Raw genomic sequence first — 15612 nt, forward strand, 5'->3', positions numbered from 1 at the left:
ACGACTAAGGAGTGCGGGTGGCCGGAGCGGCGCTCACTCGACGCCGATGAGGAGGGGCGCCCCCTGCCGGCCGCCCCGGTAGACCACCGTGTCGACGGCGAGGTACGCCTCGCGCACGCGTGCCTCCAGGCGGTCGGCGACGCCGTCGGGGGCCTCGTCGCCGAGGACGAGGGTGACCAGCTCGCCGCCGGCCTGGAGCATGCGGTCCAGGACGGTCTCGGCGGTGGCCGTCACGTCCGAGCCGATCACCGCGACGTCCCCGTCTATGAGCCCCAGTACGTCCCCGGCCTGGCAGATGCCGGCCATGGTCCAGGACTGCCGCTCCGCGACCACGACCTCGGCGTAGCGGGTGGCACCGGCCGCCGAGGTCATCTGGACGACGTCCTCGTCGAAGCGGCGGTCCGGCTGGTGCACCGCGAGCGCGGAGATGCCCTGGACCGCCGAGCGGGTCGGGATGAGGGCGACCCGGATGCCCTCCGCGCGGGCCTGCTCGGCCGCGGCGGCGGCCGTGTGCCGCAGGTCGGCGTCGTTGGGCAGCAGCACCACCTCGCGCGCGTTGGCGCGGCGCACGGCGTCCACCAGTTCCCCGCTGGCCAGCGGCTCCCCCGGGCGCGCGAGCACGGTGGTCGCGCCGGCCTCGGTGTACAGCCCCGCCAGGCCCTCCCCCGGCACGACGGCCACCACGGCCCGCTGCACCCGCTCGCGCGGCGGCCGTGCCCCGCCGGCGTGCACGTCCCCGGCGCCGAAGTGCGTGATCCGGATCCGGTGCGGGCGTCCGGCCTCCACGCCCGCCTCGACGGCGGCACCGGCGTCGTCGACGTGCACGTGGACGTTCCACAGACCGTCGCCGCCGACCACCACCAGGGAGTCGCCGAGGGCGTCGAGCCGGACCCGCAGCCGGTCCACGGCGGTGTCCTCGGCCTCCAGGAGGTAGACGACCTCGAACGCGGGCCCGGCGGCGCGCTCTCCGCGGTTCTCGGCCCGGGCGCCCGAGACGGCGTCCACGCGCGCGTGGCCGACCGGTCCTTCCACGCGCGCGTGCAGGTCGAAAGCGGTGGGCGTCTCCCCCGTGAACGCCTCGACGAGCGCCCCGAGCACCGCGACGAGGCCCCGCCCGCCGGCGTCCACCACGCCGGCCCGCTCCAGCGCGGCCAGCTGTCCCGGAGTCGCCGCGAGCGCCTTGCAGGCTCCTTCGTAGGCGGCCCGCGCGACCGCCCCGCAGTCGCCCTCGGCCGCGTCGGCGGCGTCCGCGGCGGCCGTCGCGACCGACAGCACCGTGCCCTCCACCGGGTGGGCGACGGCCCGGCGGGCGGCGTCGGCGGCGTGCCGCAGGGCGAGCCGCAGCCGGTCCGCGTCGATGTGAGTCGCCTCATCCTCGGTGAGGACGTGGGCCATGCCACGCAGCAACTGCGCCAGGATCGTGCCGGAGTTGCCGCGCGCGCCTATGAGGGCGCCGTGCGCCATCGCGCGGACGGCGTCGGCCAGGGTCGGCACCTCCTCGCCCAGCTCGTAGCCGGCGAAGACGGCCTCCACGGCCCCCGCGGCCGACTCCACCGTCATGTACAGGTTCGTGCCGGTGTCGCCGTCCGCCACCGGGTAGACGTTGATCGCGTCGATCTCCTCGCGCGCCCGCCCGAGCGCCCCGAGCGACAGTCCGCACCAGGTGCGTACCGCGAGAGCATCGAAGAATGTCTGCGGCACCTGCGCCACCTGCGCCTCCTTGAGCCGGCCGAACGTGGACGCAGCGTAGACCCCGGAAGGGTGTCCGCCGGAAGAGGGCCGGGGGCGGGCCCCTGAGCTGCCATGCTAGTTTCGTCTAACGGACGCAGCCGTTGTATGCTGCTCCGGTTGCCCGATCCGATCGGGCCATTCCCTGGCAACGCCACTCAAGATCTCTGATCCCCAGAATCTCGATCCCGGCACGCCGGGATTCAACCGTAAGTGCATCTGAAGTCTTTGGAGTGACCCGTGGCTGCCAACTGCGACGTCTGTGGCAAGGGGCCGGGCTTCGGCAACAACATCTCGCACTCGCACCGCCGTACGCCCCGTCGCTGGAACCCGAACATCCAGCGTGTGCGTACCGTGGTCGGCGGGACGCCGAAGCGCGTGAACGCTTGCACCTCGTGCATCAAGGCCGGCAAGGTCTCGCGCTGACGCACTGTCGCTGAGCGCGCGGCCACCGCTGGTTCGCTGCACAGAGCCGGTCCACCTCCGGGTGGACCGGCTTTTTGCCATGCCCGCGCGCGACCGTGCCGGGCTGTGCCGGAAATTCCGGACCCCGGCAAACCGTGCCCTGACAAGCTGATCCCATGCGCTTCGGCATCCTGGGCCCCCTGGACGTACGCACCGGCGACGGCACCCCCCTCGACCCCGGCGGCCCCCGCCCCCGCGCACTGCTCACCCTGCTGCTCCTGGACGCCGGCCGGCCGGTCTCCGTCCAGCGCCTCACCGACGGTCTGTACGGCGCCGAGCCGCCCGCCGGGGCCGCCAACGCGCTCCAGTCGCAGATCTCCCGGCTGCGCGGGCGGCTGGCCCCGCACGCGGAGATCGAGGCCACCGCCACCGGGTACCGGGTCGTGGTCGCCCCCGACACCGTGGACGCGCACCGGTTCGAAACCGCCTCCGCGGCCGGGCGCGCCGCCCTCGCCGCCGGCGACCACCCGACCGCCGCCGCCCGGTTCCGCGAGGCCCTCGCCCTGTGGCGCGGCCCCGCGCTGCCCGACCTCCCGGACGCCGAGGCCGAGGCCGCGCGCCTCGAAGAGCTGCGGCTGGCCGCCGTACAGGACCGGATCGAGGCGGACCTGGCGCTCGGCGGCGGCGCGGAGCTGGTGCCGGAGCTGCGGGCACTGCTGGCCGCCCGGCCGCTGGGCGAGCGGCTGTACGGGCAGCTGATGCGGGCCCTGCACGCGGCCGGGCGCCCCGCCGAGGCCCTCACGGTGTACGAGGAGGCCCGCCGCACCCTCGCCGACCGGCTGGGCGCCGACCCCTCCCCCGAGCTGTCCGCGCTCCACCTGGAGCTGCAGGCGGCCGGGCTGCGCGGCGGCGGCTTCGCGGTCGACTTCCGCGGCCATGTGCACCGCACGGTCCTCACCGCCATGGGCATCTGGGACGAGATCCACGCCCGCCAGACCCACATGGGCCGCCAGACGGTCGTCGGCGCCGACGGCGGCCCGCGCGTCGACCTGCCCGCCGAGCTGATGAGCGGCGACGTGGAGATCTTCCGCGGCGACCTCGCGCAGCTCATGTACGAACGCACGAGGGACGACGTCGAGTACGTCTTCGGTGACTCGATCGCCTCCCTCGCGGAGGACGCCGGCGGTGTCGACGTCACCTTCGAGAAGGGCGCGCCCCGCCGCTTCGACCTGGTCGTCGGGGCCGACGGGCTGCACTCCGACACCCGTCGCCTGGTCTTCGGTGACGAGTCCCGCTACCTGCGTTTCTTCGGCCACTACGTGGCCGGCTTCGACGTCCCCAACCACCTGGGCCTGGACCGCACCGGCCGGGCCTACAGCGAGCCGGGCCGCGGGATCGTCATGGGCAACTACGACGGCGACCCGGACCGCGCGGGCGCGCTGCTGGTCTTCCGGTCCGAGGAGCTGTCGTACGACCGCAGGGACGTCGCGGCGATCAAGCGGATCCTCGCGGACCGCTTCGCCGGGATGGGCTGGGAGACCCCGGCCGTCCTCAGGGCCCTGGCGGACGCCGACGAGGTGTACTTCGACGCGATCGCCCAGATCCACGTCGACCGGCTCGTCGAGGGGCGGGTGGCGCTGCTCGGGGACGCCGGGTACGGGGCGACGACGGGCGGGATGGGGACGGGGGTCGCGATCGTCGGCGCGTATGTCCTCGCCGGTGAACTGGCGCTCGCGGGCGGTGACTTCCGTACCGCCTTCGCGGAGTACGAGTCCCGGATCCGGGGTTTCGCCAAGGGCTGCCAGAAGATCTCCGGGAACGCGGGCCCGTTCTTCGCCCCGCCGACCGAGCGGCGCATCCGCAGCCGGGACCGGATGTACCGGGTGCTCGCCTCCCGTCCGCCGGCCCGGTTCTTCAAGAGGCTGACCGAGAAGGCGGCCACCGACATCAGGCTGCGGGAGTACCCGGCCCTGGCCGCGTCCTGAGGGTCCAGCCGTGGTCCACGGGACCGATCCCGGCGCCAAGCGCGAACCCGGCCGCGATCGCCCCGGTGACGTACTCCTTGGCCGCCGCCACCGCCTCCGGCACGGACTGCCCCTTCGCGAGCTGCGACGCGATCGCGGACGCGAGGGTGCAGCCGGTGCCGTGGGTGTGCCGGTTGTCGTGCCGGGGTGCGCGCAGCAGGAGTTCGTCGGTGCCGTCGGTGAGCAGGTCGACGGCCTCGCCGGGCAGGTGCCCGCCCTTGATCAGCACCCAGGTCGGGCCGTACGACAGCACGGCCGCCGCGGCCCGGCGCAGATCGGCCTCCGACTCGACGTGTACGCCGGTGAGTTGGGCCACCTCGTCGAGGTTCGGGGTGGCGACGGTGGCCAGCGGGAGGAGCCTGGTGCGGACCGAGTCGAGGGCGGAGGCGGCGAGGAGCGGGTCGCCGTGCTTGGAGACGCCGACCGGGTCCACGACCACGGGTGCGTCGGTCCCGGCGAGCAACTCGGCGACCGTCTCCACGAGTTCGGCGGAGACGAGCATCCCGGTCTTCACCGCGTCGACCCCGATGTCGTCCACCACGCTCCGGAACTGGGCGCGGACGGCAGCCACCGGCAGCTCCCAAGCCCCCTGTACGCCCAGGGAGTTCTGCGCGGTCACCGCGGTGAGCACGCTCATGCCGTGCACGCCCAGCGCGAGCATCGTCTTCAGGTCGGCCTGGATCCCGGCCCCGCCGCCGGAGTCGGAACCGGCGACCGTCAGCACGCGCGGCGGGGTCACGACTCGATGTCCCCGAAGTGGTCCCAGCCGCCCTTGCTGGTCCAGGGCGCGCCGTCGACGGTCACCTGGGGCAGCGCGGACGGGTTGAGGACCTCGCCGATGACCTTCCAGCGGGCGGGCAGCTTCACGTCCGGCGGGAAGGTCGCCACGATCGCGTGGTCCTCGCCGCCGGTGAGCACCCACTGGATGGGGTCGACGCCGACGGCCTGGCCGATGTCGTTCATCTGGGTCGGGATGTCGATCGCGCCGGAGCGGATGTCGATCCGCACCTTGCTGGCCTCGGCGATGTGCCCGAGGTCGGCGATCAGCCCGTCGCTCACGTCGCACATCGCGGTCGCGCCCAGGGCGGCGGCGGCCGGGCCCGCGTGGTACGGCGGCTCGGGGCGGCGGTGCGCCTCCACGAACGCCCGGGGCGAGCGGAAGCCGCGGGAGAGCACCGCGTAACCGGCCGCGGACCAGCCCAGCCAGCCCGTGACCGCGATCAGGTCGCCGGGCTGTGCGCCGCCCCGGGTGACCGGCTCCTGGTTGCGCAGGTCGCCGAGGGCGGTGATGGACACCATGATCGTGTCGCCGCGGACCACGTCGCCGCCGACCACCGAGGCACCGGCCACCTGGCACTCGTCCCGGATGCCGTCCATCAGCTCGCTGGGCCAGGTCACCGGGAGTTCGGCGGGCACCACCAGGCCGAGCAGCAGTGCGGTCGGCACCGCGCCCATGGCGGCGATGTCCGCGAGGTTCTGCGCGGCGGCCTTGCGGCCGACGTCGTAGGCGGTGGACCAGTCGCGGCGGAAGTGCCGGCCCTCAAGGAGGATGTCGGTGCTCGCCACCACCCGGCGGTCGGGCGCGGCGACCACCGCGGCGTCGTCGCCGGGGCCGACCCGGACCGCCGGAGTGGTGGTGAGACGGGAGGTGAGCTCCCTGATGAGCCCGAACTCCCCCAGCTCACCAACAGTGCCCTTCATTGCCCTTTCGCCCCTTCTCTGCCGTGCCGTGCCCGCTCGCGCGTCACCGTCGTCCTGGATACGGTCGAGGTGACCGTCAACATCTGTCCTGCCTGCACCCCGGCGCGCAAGCCCCTGTCCGCGCAGGTCTCCCCGCGGTGAGCGGCGACGCGATACCGTGGCGTTCCTTTTCCCCACATGATCCTCGTGGCCGCCCTGGAGGTTCCGTGGTACAGGCGTACATCCTGATCCAGACGGAGGTCGGCAAAGCGTCGACCGTCGCCGAGATCATCAGCAAGATCCCTGGAGTCATCCAGGCCGAGGACGTGACAGGACCGTACGACGTCATCGTGCGCGCGCAAGCGGAGACCGTCGACGAGCTGGGTCGGCTGGTGGTCGCGAGAGTCCAGCAAGTGGACGGCATCACGCGTACCCTGACCTGCCCGGTGGTCCATCTGTAGCCCCCGTCTACCCTTGGCCGGTGAACTTCTTCCGTCACCGGCCATTCGGTCTGCCCGCGTTCGCCGCGCTGATGATCGGAGCAGCGGGCTGCTCATCAGCAGACGACGCCCCGTCGGCGGCGGTTCCCAGTCCGGGCGGGGCGGTTGCGACGCTCTGCGATCGCCTGGACCGGGTGCTGCCGACGAAGGTCGACAAGCTGGGCCGACGGGATCCCGAACCGGCCTCCCCGCTGACCGCCGGCTGGGGCGGCGACCCGGCGATCATACTGCGCTGCGGTGTGGAACGGCCTGCGAAGATGGCTGACGCCGAGGCCGACGGGGTCGAGGTGAACGGGGTCGGGTGGCTGCTGGAACAGGAGTCCGACAAATCGTTTCGGTTCACCACGACGCTGCGGAAGGCGTATGTCGAGGTGACGATTCCCGCGGGGCGGACCGGGGACGGCATGGCGCCCCTGGTGAGCTTGGCGCCTGCCATCAAGAAGGCGATTCCGGAGGGGATCGCCGACTAGGCGCCGCGCGTGGAGCCGGTGCGTGTCGGGTGCCGTTGCGTGTCGGGTGCCGGTGCGTGGTGGCTGATCGCGCAGTTCCCCGCGCCCCTTTCGGGGCGCTTCAGCTCGGGGCGTTCTCAGCTCGGGGCGTTTTCTAGCGGAGCCCTGTTGAACGGTTCAGGGCGGCCTGGATCAGGCGGTCGATCAGTTCGGGGTAGGGGACGCCGGTCGCCTGCCACATCTGCGGGTACATGGAGATCGGGGTGAAGCCCGGCATCGTGTTGATCTCGTTGATGACGAAGTCGCCGTCCTCCGTGAGGAAGAAGTCGGCGCGGACCAGGCCCTCGCAGGAGGCGGCCTCGAAGGCGTCCACCGCGAGCGCGCGGACCTGGGCGGTCTCCTCCGGGGTGAGAGGGGCCGGGACGATGCCGGGGGTGGAGTCGATGTACTTGGCCTCGAAGTCGTAGTACGCGTGCTCCGACGGCGGCGGGATCTCCGCCGGGACCGAGGCGCGCGGGCCGTCCTCGAACTCCAGGACGCCGACCTCGATCTCACGGCCGCGGATGGCCGCCTCGACCAGGATCTTCGGGTCGTGGGACTGGGCCTCGGCGATCGCCTCGTCGAGACCTGCGAGGCCGTCGACCTTGGTGATACCGATCGACGAACCCGCGCGCGCGGGCTTCACGAACAGCGGCCAGCCGTGCTCGCCCGCGAAGTCGACGATCCTCTTGCGGGCGGCGGACTCGTCCTGCTGCCACTCACGGGGGCGGATCACCAGGTACGGGCCGACGCCGAGCCCGAAGGAGGCGAACACCCGCTTCATGTACTCCTTGTCCTGGCCGACGGCCGAGGCGAGCACGCCCGAGCCGACATACGGGACGCCGGACAGCTCCAGGAGACCCTGGAGCGTGCCGTCCTCGCCGTACGGGCCGTGCAGCATCGGGAAGACGACGTCGACTTCGCCGAGCGCCTTGGGCACCGAGCCGGGCTCGCTGTAGACGACCTCGCGGTTGGCCGGGTCGACGGGGAGCACCACGCCGCCCTCGACGGACTCCGCGAGGTCGGCGACCTCGGGGGTACGGCGTTCGCTGATCGCCATGCGTTCGGGTTCGTCGGCCGTGAGCACCCAGCGGCCTTCCCGGGTGATGCCGATCGGCAGGACGTCGTACCTGGTCCGGTCGATGGCGCTCAGCACGGCTCCGGCGGTGACCATGGAGATCCCGTGCTCGGAGCTCCGGCCGCCGAAGACGACGGCCACGCGCGGCTTGCGAGCGGGCTGCTCAGGGCTCTGGGGGAGGTTCTCGGTGCTCATATCGCGTTGAGAGTACCCGGTGGTAGGGCCCCGAGACAGCGTCGGCAGGGCGGGGTGGCTCAGCGTCGCTCGGGCTTCGCGCTGCGCGACATCAGCTCCTTGAGGGCGACCACCGGGGGCTTGCCCTCGTGCACGATGTCGACGACCGTCTCGGTGATCGGCATCTCCACGCCGTGCCGGCGGGCCAGATCGGCCACCGACTCGCAGGACTTGACGCCCTCGGCGGTCTGCCGGGTGACCGCGATGGTCTCCTCCAGGGTCATGCCCTTGCCGAGGTTGGTGCCGAAGGTGTGGTTGCGGGAGAGCGGGGAGGAGCAGGTGGCCACCAGGTCGCCGAGCCCGGCGAGTCCCGAGAAGGTCAGCGGGTCGGCGCCGAGGGCGAGGCCGAGCCGCGCGGTCTCCGCGAGACCGCGCGTGATGAGCGAACCCTTGGCGTTGTCGCCGAGCCCCATGCCGTCGGCGATGCCCACGGCGAGGCCGATCACGTTCTTCACCGCGCCGCCCAGCTCGCACCCGACCACGTCGGTCTCGGTGTACGGCCGGAAGTACGGCGTGTGGCAGGCCGCCTGCAGCCGCCGGGCGACCGTCTCGTCGGTGCAGGCGACCACGGCGGCGGCCGGCATCCGGGCCGCGATCTCGCGGGCGAGGTTGGGGCCGGTGACAACGGCGATCCGGTCCGCGCCGACCTTGGTGACGTCCTCGATGACCTCGCTCATCCGCATGGCGGTGCCGAGTTCGACCCCCTTCATGAGGGACACCAGGACCGTCTCGGGGGCGAGCAGCGGCGTCCACTCGGCGAGGTTGGCCCGCATGGTCTGGGACGGCACCGACAGGAACGTGAAGTCGGCTCCGGCGGCGGCCTCGGCGGGGTCGGTGGTGGCCCGCAGGTTCCCGGGGAGTTCCACACCGGGCAGGTAGTCCGGGTTGGTGCGGCCGGAGTTGATCGCCTCCACCACCTCCGCCCGCCGCCCCCACAGGGTGACGTCGCACCCCGCGTCGGCGAGCACCATCCCGAAGGCCGTACCCCACGAACCCGCGCTGAAGACCGCCGCCTTGGCAGGCTTGCTCACTTGCCGCTCTCCTCTTCCGGACCGCTCTGCGCGCGCGTGCGGCGCCGCTGCTCGATCCGCACCTGGCGAGGATCGTAGGGGGTCTCGGGAGCCTTCTCGCCGCGGATCTCCTCCAGCTGGCGGGTGATGGCCGCCATGATGACCTCGGTCGCCTCCTTGAGGACGTCCTGGGTCATCTCCTTGCCGTAGAAGCGCGTGAGGTCGACGGGCGGGCCCGCGAGGACGTGGTGCGTCTTGCGGGGCAGCAGGTCGGGCTTCTTCGCGTACGGCGGGAGGAGTTCGTTGGCGCCCCACTGGGCGACCGGGATCACCGGGCACTTGGTCTGCAGCGCGACCCTGGCGGCACCGGTCTTGGCGGCCATGGGCCACTGGTCGGGGTCGCGGGTGATCGTTCCCTCTGGGTAGAAGGCGACGCACTCGCCGCGTTCCACGGCGTCGATCGCGGCCCGGAAGGCGCTGAGCGCGTCGGTGGACTCGCGGTAGACGGGGATCTGGCCGGTGCCCCGCATGGCGGCGCCGACGAATCCCTTCTTGAAAAGCCCGCTCTTCGCGAGGAATCGCGGAACACGGCCGGTGTTGTACTGATAGTGGGCGTAGGCGAAGGGGTCGATGTGGGAATTGTGGTTCACCGCGGTGATAAAACCGCCCTCGGCCGGAATGTTCTCCATTCCACGCCAGTCCCGCTTGATCAGAACCACCAGCGGAGGTTTGCAGAGCACCGCAGCGAAGCGGTACCAGAAGCCGATTCTCCGGCGGGGCACGCGGACACCTTCCTCTAGGACTTCTTCCCGGCCTGGGATCGGGAAGAAGTGTGGCCCCGGCCCGCCGGCCTGTCGAGAACACCGTACGCCTCGGTGTCGCGGCCACCCCGTGGGCCCGGGTGACAATGAGGCAACAAGGGAGGGACGGTACGACTGTGCAGTGGACCTTGGTCATCCCGCTCAAACCTCTGGCCCGTGCCAAGAGCAGGCTCGCGGACACCGCGGCGGACGGTGTGCGTCCGTCACTGGCCCTCGCCTTCGCCCAGGACACGGTGGCGGCGGCCCTGGCCTGCCAGTCGGTGAAGGATGTGGCGGTCGTCACGGACGACACGCTGGCCGGGCGCGAGCTGTCGGCGCTGGGTGCGCGCATCGTCCCGGACACGCCGGGCAGCGGCCTGAACGCGGCGCTGCGGCACGGGGCGGCGGCCGTCCGGGCATCGCGACCGGAAAGCCCCGTGGCGGCCCTGAACGCCGATCTCCCGGCCGTCCGCCCGCTGGAATTGGCCCGGGTGCTGGACGCCGCCGCCGAATTCCCGCGCGCTTTTCTCCCGGACGCCGCGGCAATCGGCACGACCCTGCTGGCGGCGGTCCCCGGCCAGGAATTGGCGCCCGCATTCGGCCCGGATTCCCGCGCCCGGCACACCGCCTCGGGCGCCGCGGAACTGCGCCTGGTGGGCGTGGATTCGGTACGCCAGGACGTGGACACCGGCGCCGACCTGCGCGCGGCCCTCGCCCTGGGCGTCGGCCCCCGCACCGCCGCGGTGGCGGCGCGCCTGCTGATCCCGGACCAGTAGGCTGCGCTCATGCAGGCGACCGCATACACGTACGACCCCGAGACCCGCAGCGGCCAGGTACTCCTGGACGACGGCACTCCGGTGCCGTTCGACGGCCCGGCCTTCGAGGCGGGCGGCTTGCGGCTGCTGCGGCCGGGACAACGGGTGCGCATTGAAACGGAGGGGGCCGGAGCCGACCTCCGCGTCACTCTGGTCACCTTGCAGACGTTCTGAGGCGTAGCAAACCGGGGGCGCGGGGAACTGCGCGACAAGCCCCCACCGCGCCGCACCCGAAACCCAACGCAACTCGGTCACCGAACACACCGCGGGCCGGACTCCCCAAGGGAATCCGGCCCGTCGCGTGAGTGTCCCAACCCTGCCCTGAAGCGGGCCCCGGCTCAGCGAGCCGCGGCCTTCTTGGCGACAGCCTTGCGCGCCGCCGACTTCTTGGCCGGCGCCTTCTTGGCGGTGACCTTCTTGGCCGGCGCCTTCTTCGCGGCCGTCTTCTTCGCCGTCGCCGTGGTCTTCTTGGCGGTGGTCTTCTTCGCGGTCGCCGTGGTCTTCTTCGCGGCAGCGGCCGTGGTCTTCTTGGCCACCGTCTTCTTCGCGGTGGTCTTCTTCGCCGCCGCCGTCGCCTTCTTGGCGGTGGTGGTCTTCTTCGCCGCCGCCTTCTTCACCGTCGCCGAAGCGCCGCCGGTCAGGCTGCCCTTGGGCGCCTTCTTGACCGCGACCTCACCGCCGCGCGGCAGCTTCTTGGAGCCGCTCACCAGGTCCTTGAAGCCCTGGCCGGCACGGAAGCGCGGCACGGAGGTCTTCTTGACCCGAACCCGCTCGCCCGTCTGCGGGTTGCGGGCGTAGCGGGCGGGGCGGTCCACCTTCTCGAAGGACCCGAAGCCGGTGACCGAGACCCGCTCACCTGCGACGACCGCGCGGACGATGGCGTCCAGGACATGGTCGACAGCCTCGGCGGCCTGCTGACGGCCGCCCATCTTGTCGGCAATCGCTTCTACGAGCTGCGCCTTGTTCACGTCTTCCCCTTCGGAGACATCGCCAGAACGAATGTGTTCAAGCTTTTTCGCACGTTAGGCAGATATATACCGCAAATCAAACACGAAACGGGCTTATCACCCTTGTGCCGCAACGGACTCGGCCGGCTCGTACGGTCCGGTCAGCGGTCCTCTTCGGGGATTCGACCCGCGTCGAGGTCCGCGTTGAACCGTTCGAGCCGCCGTGCCGCGTCGGCGACGTCGTGTTTGGCCGCGGCCGTAATGACCAGCAGCTTCCGGGTCAGCGCCATCCGTACGCCCTCCGGGACTTGCAGTGCACGCACTTTTGTGTGCGCTTCCTTGAGTTGGTCCGCGACTGCCGCATAGAGCTGGAGTTGGCCGTCGTGTTCCATGCACAGATTGTGCCATCTGGGGCGAGTTGTCGCCTGCGCAGGGTGCAACTGGCGCCTCGAATGGCCTTCCAGGCACTTGCGGAAGCCACGGACACAGCACTCACTTACCCCGACAACATCCGCCCTAACGTGGGAAGTTGGCAAGACCTGCGACAACGCGAGCGCCCGTTCGGGTGCAGACATGGCTGTACCCCCAATCGTGGCGATCGGGGGTACAGGCGGGGTGTTGCGGTGGCTGAAACCAGCCGTATTCAGATGTGCGGGTTCACGCCGAAGCGGCTTCGGCTCAGACCTGGAGCGTCCGCGGCTTGTACGACGGCCGCTTGGCCTCGTAGGCCGCGATGTCGGGCTCGCTCTGGAGGGTGATGGAGATGTCGTCCAGGCCGTTCAGCAGCCGCCAGCGGGAGTTCTCGTCCAGGTCGAAGGAGGCGGTGACGCCCTCGGCGCGCACCTCGCGGTTCTCCAGGTCGACGGTGATCTCGGCCTCGGGGTCGTTCTCGGTGAGCTCCTGCAGCGCTTCCACGATCTTCTGGTCCAGGACCACCGTGAGCAGGCCGTTCTTCAGCGAGTTGCCGCGGAAGATGTCGGCGAAGCGGGAGGAGATCACGGTCTTGAAGCCGTAGTTCTGCAGCGCCCAGACGGCGTGCTCACGGGAGGAGCCGGTGCCGAAGTCGGGTCCGGCGACCAGAACCGTGGCCCCCCGCCGCTCGGGGCGGTTGAGGATGAAGTTCTCGTCCTTGCGCCAGGCCTCGAAGAGCCCGTCCTCGAAGCCGTCCCTGGTGACCTTCTTGAGCCAGTGAGCAGGGATGATCTGGTCGGTGTCGACGTTGGAGCGGCGCAGCGGGACGGCCCGGCCGGTGTGCGTGGTGAATGCTTCCATGGCTGATCAGACTCCAGCGGGCGTGCGAACGTCGGCGTCGGACAGGTCGGCGGGCGAGGCCAGGTGGCCCAGGACGGCGGTGGCCGCCGCGACCTGCGGCGACACCAGGTGGGTACGGCCGCCCTTGCCCTGCCGGCCCTCGAAGTTGCGGTTCGAGGTGGACGCGGAGCGCTCACCGGGGGCCAGCTGGTCGGGGTTCATGCCGAGGCACATCGAGCAGCCCGCGTGCCGCCATTCGGCGCCGGCGTCCTTGAAGACGACGTCCAGGCCCTCGGAGACGGCCTGCAGACCGACCCGGGCGGAGCCGGGGACGACCAGCATCCGTACGCCGTCGGCGACTTTGCGGCTCCGGAGGATCTCGGCGGCGGCGCGCAGGTCCTCGATCCGGCCGTTGGTGCAGGAGCCTACGAAGACGGTGTCCACGTTGATCGAGCGCAGCGGCTGGCCGGCCTCCAACCCCATGTACTCCAGGGCCTTTTCGGCGGCGAAGCGCTCCGAAGCGTCTTCGTACGAAGCCGGGTCGGGGACGTCGGCCGAAAGCGGCGCACCCTGCCCCGGGTTGGTGCCCCAGGTGACGAACGGCGAGAGCGCGGCGGCGTCGATGTGCACCTCGGCGTCGAATTCGGCGTCCGCGTCGGTCTTCAGCGTCTTCCAGTACGCGACGGCGGCGTCCCAGTCCTCGCCCTCGGGCGCGTGGGCGCGGCCCTTGAGGTAGGCGAAGGTGGTCTCGTCGGGGGCGATCATGCCCGCGCGGGCGCCGGCCTCGATCGACATGTTGCAGATGGTCATCCGGGCCTCCATCGAGAGCTTCTCGATGGCGGAGCCGCGGTACTCCAGGATGTAGCCCTGGCCGCCGCCGGTGCCGATCTTCGCGATGATCGCCAGGATCAGGTCCTTGGCGGTGACGCCCTCGGGCAGCTCGCCGTCGACCGTGATGGCCATGGTCCTGGGGCGGGCCAGCGGCAGCGTCTGGGTGGCCAGCACGTGCTCCACCTGGGAGGTGCCGATGCCGAACGCGAGGGCGCCGAAGGCACCGTGCGTGGAGGTGTGCGAGTCGCCGCAGACCACGGTCGTGCCGGGCTGGGTCAGGCCCAGCTGCGGGCCGACGACGTGCACGACGCCCTGCTCGACGTCGCCCAGCGGGTGCAGGCGCACCCCGAACTCGGCGCAGTTCTTGCGCAGGGTCTCCAGCTGGGCGCGGGAGACGGGGTCCGCGATGGGCTTGTCGATGTCGAGGGTCGGGGTGTTGTGGTCCTCGGTCGCGATGGTGAGGTCGAGGCGGCGCACCGGGCGGCCGTTCTGGCGCAGTCCGTCGAAGGCCTGCGGGCTGGTCACCTCGTGCAGCAGGTGCAGATCGATGAAGAGGAGGTCGGGCTCGCCCTCGGCGCGCCGGACGACGTGGTCGTCCCAGACCTTCTCCGCGAGTGTCCTACCCATCGCTTTCCCTCCGGCCGGCAGACGTGCACCGGCCCAACTAGAGATCTTGAGGAGGCGGCTGCCCGTGTTCCGGGCCCCTGAAGTCGTGGTTCCGGGCGTCCGCCGCCGGGCCCGTTGGTCTGCGGGCCACTGTGTGATTCCAGGGTGGCGCGTTCCACGGAAAATTGAACTTGCGTTTCACAGAGTGAGACGTGAGTATCGTTGCATGGACAACAGTAGCGGCGTCGGCGTGCTGGACAAGGCGGCCCTTGTCCTGAGCGCCCTGGAGTCCGGTCCGGCCACCCTCGCGGGTCTGGTCGGGGCCACCGGACTGGCACGACCCACGGCCCACCGGCTGGCCGTGGCCCTGGAACACCACCGCATGGTGGCACGCGACATGCAGGGCCGTTTCATTCTCGGCCCGCGACTCGCGGAACTGGCCGCGGCGGCCGGCGAGGACCGCCTGCTCGCTACGGCGGGCCCGGTGCTGACGCACCTCCGTGACATCACCGGAGAGAGCGCGCAGCTCTATCGCCGCCAGGGCGACATGCGGATCTGCGTAGCCGCCGCGGAACGCCTGTCCGGTCTCCGGGACACGGTCCCGGTCGGCTCGACCCTCACGATGAAGGCCGGGTCCTCGGCGCAGATCCTCATGGCCTGGGAGGAGCCGGAGCGGCTGCACCGCGGACTCCAGGGCGCCCGCTTCACGGCGACGGCCCTCTCGGGTGTCCGCCGCCGCGGCTGGGCCCAGTCCATCGGCGAGCGGGAGCCGGGCGTCGCGTCGGTGTCGGCGCCGGTCCGCGGCCCCTCCAACCGTGTGGTGGCCGCCGTCTCCGTCTCCGGCCCCATCGAGCGCCTGACCCGCCACCCCGGCCGCATGCACGCCCAAGCCGTCATCGACGCGGCAGCCCGCCTCTCCGAGGCCCTGCGCCGCACAGGCTGACACCCCCCGCAGGGAGGGCCCGGCCCCAACGCCGCGGCAGGCCTCTCCCCACGCGAGCGCCCGCCCCGTCAGGGGCGCGGGGAGCTGCGCGACCAGCCCCGCGCAACCCGCACCCACCCGGTGACCGCCGCCCCCACGGCGCAGAATGTGCCACCCCAGACCGCCACCCGTCCGCAACACCGTCGCGGCTCGTCGCGCAGTTCCCCGCGCCCCTTACGGGGCCCCGCACCCAAGCCCGATCGACAGGCAAAGCGACCCTTCGCTCCGCCAAC

At 71.7% G+C, this 15612-nt stretch carries 16 protein-coding genes and 2 pseudogenes; 8 read left to right on the forward strand and 10 right to left on the reverse strand.

The window, feature by feature from the left end:
- Positions 1-33 precede the first annotated feature (33 nt).
- Complete coding sequence (locus AB0D74_RS11650; protein WP_362583552.1) at positions 34-1710, reverse strand: DAK2 domain-containing protein; 1677 nt, start codon at positions 1708-1710, stop codon at positions 34-36.
- Between the two features lie 258 nt (positions 1711-1968).
- On the opposite strand from AB0D74_RS11650, the gene rpmB reads away from it, so the two are divergent.
- The 3 genes and pseudogenes from rpmB to AB0D74_RS11665 form a co-directional block, all read left to right on the forward strand.
- Positions 1969-2154 (forward strand): 50S ribosomal protein L28, encoded by a 186-nt coding sequence (gene rpmB / locus AB0D74_RS11655; RefSeq protein ID WP_004924906.1) that lies wholly within the window; start codon positions 1969-1971, stop codon positions 2152-2154.
- A 155-nt stretch (positions 2155-2309) separates the two neighbouring features.
- Positions 2310-3020 (forward strand): annotated as a pseudogene (locus AB0D74_RS11660) (AfsR/SARP family transcriptional regulator); the annotation flags it as partial.
- A pseudogene (locus AB0D74_RS11665) lies at positions 3021-4118 on the forward strand (FAD-dependent oxidoreductase); the annotation flags it as partial.
- On the opposite strand, the gene thiD reads toward AB0D74_RS11665, so the two are convergent.
- Both thiD and AB0D74_RS11675 read right to left on the reverse strand, forming a co-directional pair.
- The gene (thiD, locus tag AB0D74_RS11670; RefSeq protein ID WP_362583557.1) at positions 4081-4896 is read right to left on the reverse strand and encodes a bifunctional hydroxymethylpyrimidine kinase/phosphomethylpyrimidine kinase; all 816 of its coding nucleotides are present in this window, start codon (positions 4894-4896) and stop codon (positions 4081-4083) included. The pseudogene AB0D74_RS11665 and the gene thiD sit on opposite strands and share 38 nt — an antisense overlap.
- A complete protein-coding gene (locus AB0D74_RS11675) occupies positions 4893-5858 on the reverse strand; it encodes a thiamine-phosphate kinase (RefSeq protein ID WP_362583560.1) in 966 nt (321 codons plus the stop codon). Before AB0D74_RS11675 ends, thiD begins: the two co-directional genes overlap by 4 nt.
- Positions 5859-6064: 206 nt before the next feature.
- Between AB0D74_RS11675 and AB0D74_RS11680 the strand changes: the two genes are divergently transcribed.
- Positions 6065-6298 (forward strand): Lrp/AsnC ligand binding domain-containing protein, encoded by a 234-nt coding sequence (locus tag AB0D74_RS11680; protein ID WP_093498875.1) that lies wholly within the window; start codon positions 6065-6067, stop codon positions 6296-6298.
- Positions 6299-6318: 20 nt separating this feature from the next.
- Positions 6319-6807, forward strand: a complete 489-nt coding sequence (locus AB0D74_RS11685) for a DUF3515 domain-containing protein (RefSeq protein WP_362583564.1) — start codon at positions 6319-6321, stop codon at positions 6805-6807.
- Positions 6808-6940: 133 nt separating this feature from the next.
- Here the strand turns inward: AB0D74_RS11685 and AB0D74_RS11690 are convergent, their stop codons facing one another.
- From AB0D74_RS11690 to AB0D74_RS11700, 3 genes are read right to left on the reverse strand one after another with little or no spacing between them, the layout of a single operon-like run.
- The gene (locus AB0D74_RS11690; protein ID WP_362583567.1) at positions 6941-8098 is read right to left on the reverse strand and encodes a D-alanine--D-alanine ligase family protein; all 1158 of its coding nucleotides are present in this window, start codon (positions 8096-8098) and stop codon (positions 6941-6943) included.
- A gap of 59 nt (positions 8099-8157) precedes the next feature.
- Positions 8158-9168 (reverse strand): NAD(P)H-dependent glycerol-3-phosphate dehydrogenase, encoded by a 1011-nt coding sequence (locus AB0D74_RS11695; RefSeq protein ID WP_362583570.1) that lies wholly within the window; start codon positions 9166-9168, stop codon positions 8158-8160.
- Positions 9165-9929, reverse strand: a complete 765-nt coding sequence (locus AB0D74_RS11700; protein WP_362583573.1) for a 1-acyl-sn-glycerol-3-phosphate acyltransferase — start codon at positions 9927-9929, stop codon at positions 9165-9167. The genes AB0D74_RS11695 and AB0D74_RS11700 overlap by 4 nt, the downstream gene beginning before the upstream one ends.
- 155 nt (positions 9930-10084) lie before the next feature.
- Between AB0D74_RS11700 and cofC the strand changes: the two genes are divergently transcribed.
- Both cofC and AB0D74_RS11710 read left to right on the forward strand, forming a co-directional pair.
- Entirely contained in the window at positions 10085-10723 is a 639-nt protein-coding gene (cofC, locus tag AB0D74_RS11705) for a 2-phospho-L-lactate guanylyltransferase (RefSeq protein ID WP_362583577.1), read from the forward strand.
- A 9-nt stretch (positions 10724-10732) separates the two neighbouring features.
- Positions 10733-10936 (forward strand): hypothetical protein, encoded by a 204-nt coding sequence (locus tag AB0D74_RS11710; RefSeq protein WP_362583580.1) that lies wholly within the window; start codon positions 10733-10735, stop codon positions 10934-10936.
- Between the two features lie 164 nt (positions 10937-11100).
- Here the strand turns inward: AB0D74_RS11710 and AB0D74_RS11715 are convergent, their stop codons facing one another.
- From AB0D74_RS11715 to leuC, 4 genes are all read right to left on the reverse strand, one after another.
- On the reverse strand, positions 11101-11730 hold the full coding sequence (locus tag AB0D74_RS11715) for an HU family DNA-binding protein (protein ID WP_362583583.1): 630 nt from the start codon (positions 11728-11730) through the stop codon (positions 11101-11103).
- Positions 11731-11870: 140 nt separating this feature from the next.
- Positions 11871-12101: a hypothetical protein gene (locus tag AB0D74_RS11720; protein ID WP_362583586.1), complete on the reverse strand. Its 231-nt coding sequence runs from the start codon at positions 12099-12101 to the stop codon at positions 11871-11873.
- Between the two features lie 286 nt (positions 12102-12387).
- Complete coding sequence (leuD, locus tag AB0D74_RS11725) at positions 12388-12981, reverse strand: 3-isopropylmalate dehydratase small subunit (RefSeq protein WP_362583589.1); 594 nt, start codon at positions 12979-12981, stop codon at positions 12388-12390.
- 6 nt (positions 12982-12987) lie between these two features.
- Positions 12988-14418 (reverse strand): 3-isopropylmalate dehydratase large subunit, encoded by a 1431-nt coding sequence (gene leuC, locus AB0D74_RS11730; protein ID WP_362583592.1) that lies wholly within the window; start codon positions 14416-14418, stop codon positions 12988-12990.
- Between the two features lie 205 nt (positions 14419-14623).
- Between leuC and ndgR the strand changes: the two genes are divergently transcribed.
- The gene (ndgR, locus tag AB0D74_RS11735; RefSeq protein ID WP_089098541.1) at positions 14624-15340 is read left to right on the forward strand and encodes an IclR family transcriptional regulator NdgR; all 717 of its coding nucleotides are present in this window, start codon (positions 14624-14626) and stop codon (positions 15338-15340) included.
- Positions 15341-15612: the final 272 nt, after the last annotated feature.

Origin of the sequence: Streptomyces sp. NPDC048278 (genome assembly GCF_040652195.1) — a bacterium.
In the GTDB taxonomy this organism is placed as follows: domain Bacteria; phylum Actinomycetota; class Actinomycetes; order Streptomycetales; family Streptomycetaceae; genus Streptomyces.

Bases quoted from the DNA above. Each gene is read 5' to 3' on its own strand.
- AB0D74_RS11675 (WP_362583560.1), bottom strand. From the start codon at position 5,858: ATGAAGGGCACTGTTGGTGAGCTGGGGGAGTTCGGGCTCATCAGGGAG.
- AB0D74_RS11690 (WP_362583567.1), bottom strand. From the start codon at position 8,098: ATGAGCACCGAGAACCTCCCCCAGAGCCCTGAGCAGCCCGCTCGCAAG.
- AB0D74_RS11710 (WP_362583580.1), top strand. From the start codon at position 10,733: ATGCAGGCGACCGCATACACGTACGACCCCGAGACCCGCAGCGGCCAG.
- AB0D74_RS11720 (WP_362583586.1), bottom strand. From the start codon at position 12,101: ATGGAACACGACGGCCAACTCCAGCTCTATGCGGCAGTCGCGGACCAA.
- leuD (WP_362583589.1), bottom strand. From the start codon at position 12,981: ATGGAAGCATTCACCACGCACACCGGCCGGGCCGTCCCGCTGCGCCGC.
- leuC (WP_362583592.1), bottom strand. From the start codon at position 14,418: ATGGGTAGGACACTCGCGGAGAAGGTCTGGGACGACCACGTCGTCCGG.
- ndgR (WP_089098541.1), top strand. From the start codon at position 14,624: ATGGACAACAGTAGCGGCGTCGGCGTGCTGGACAAGGCGGCCCTTGTC.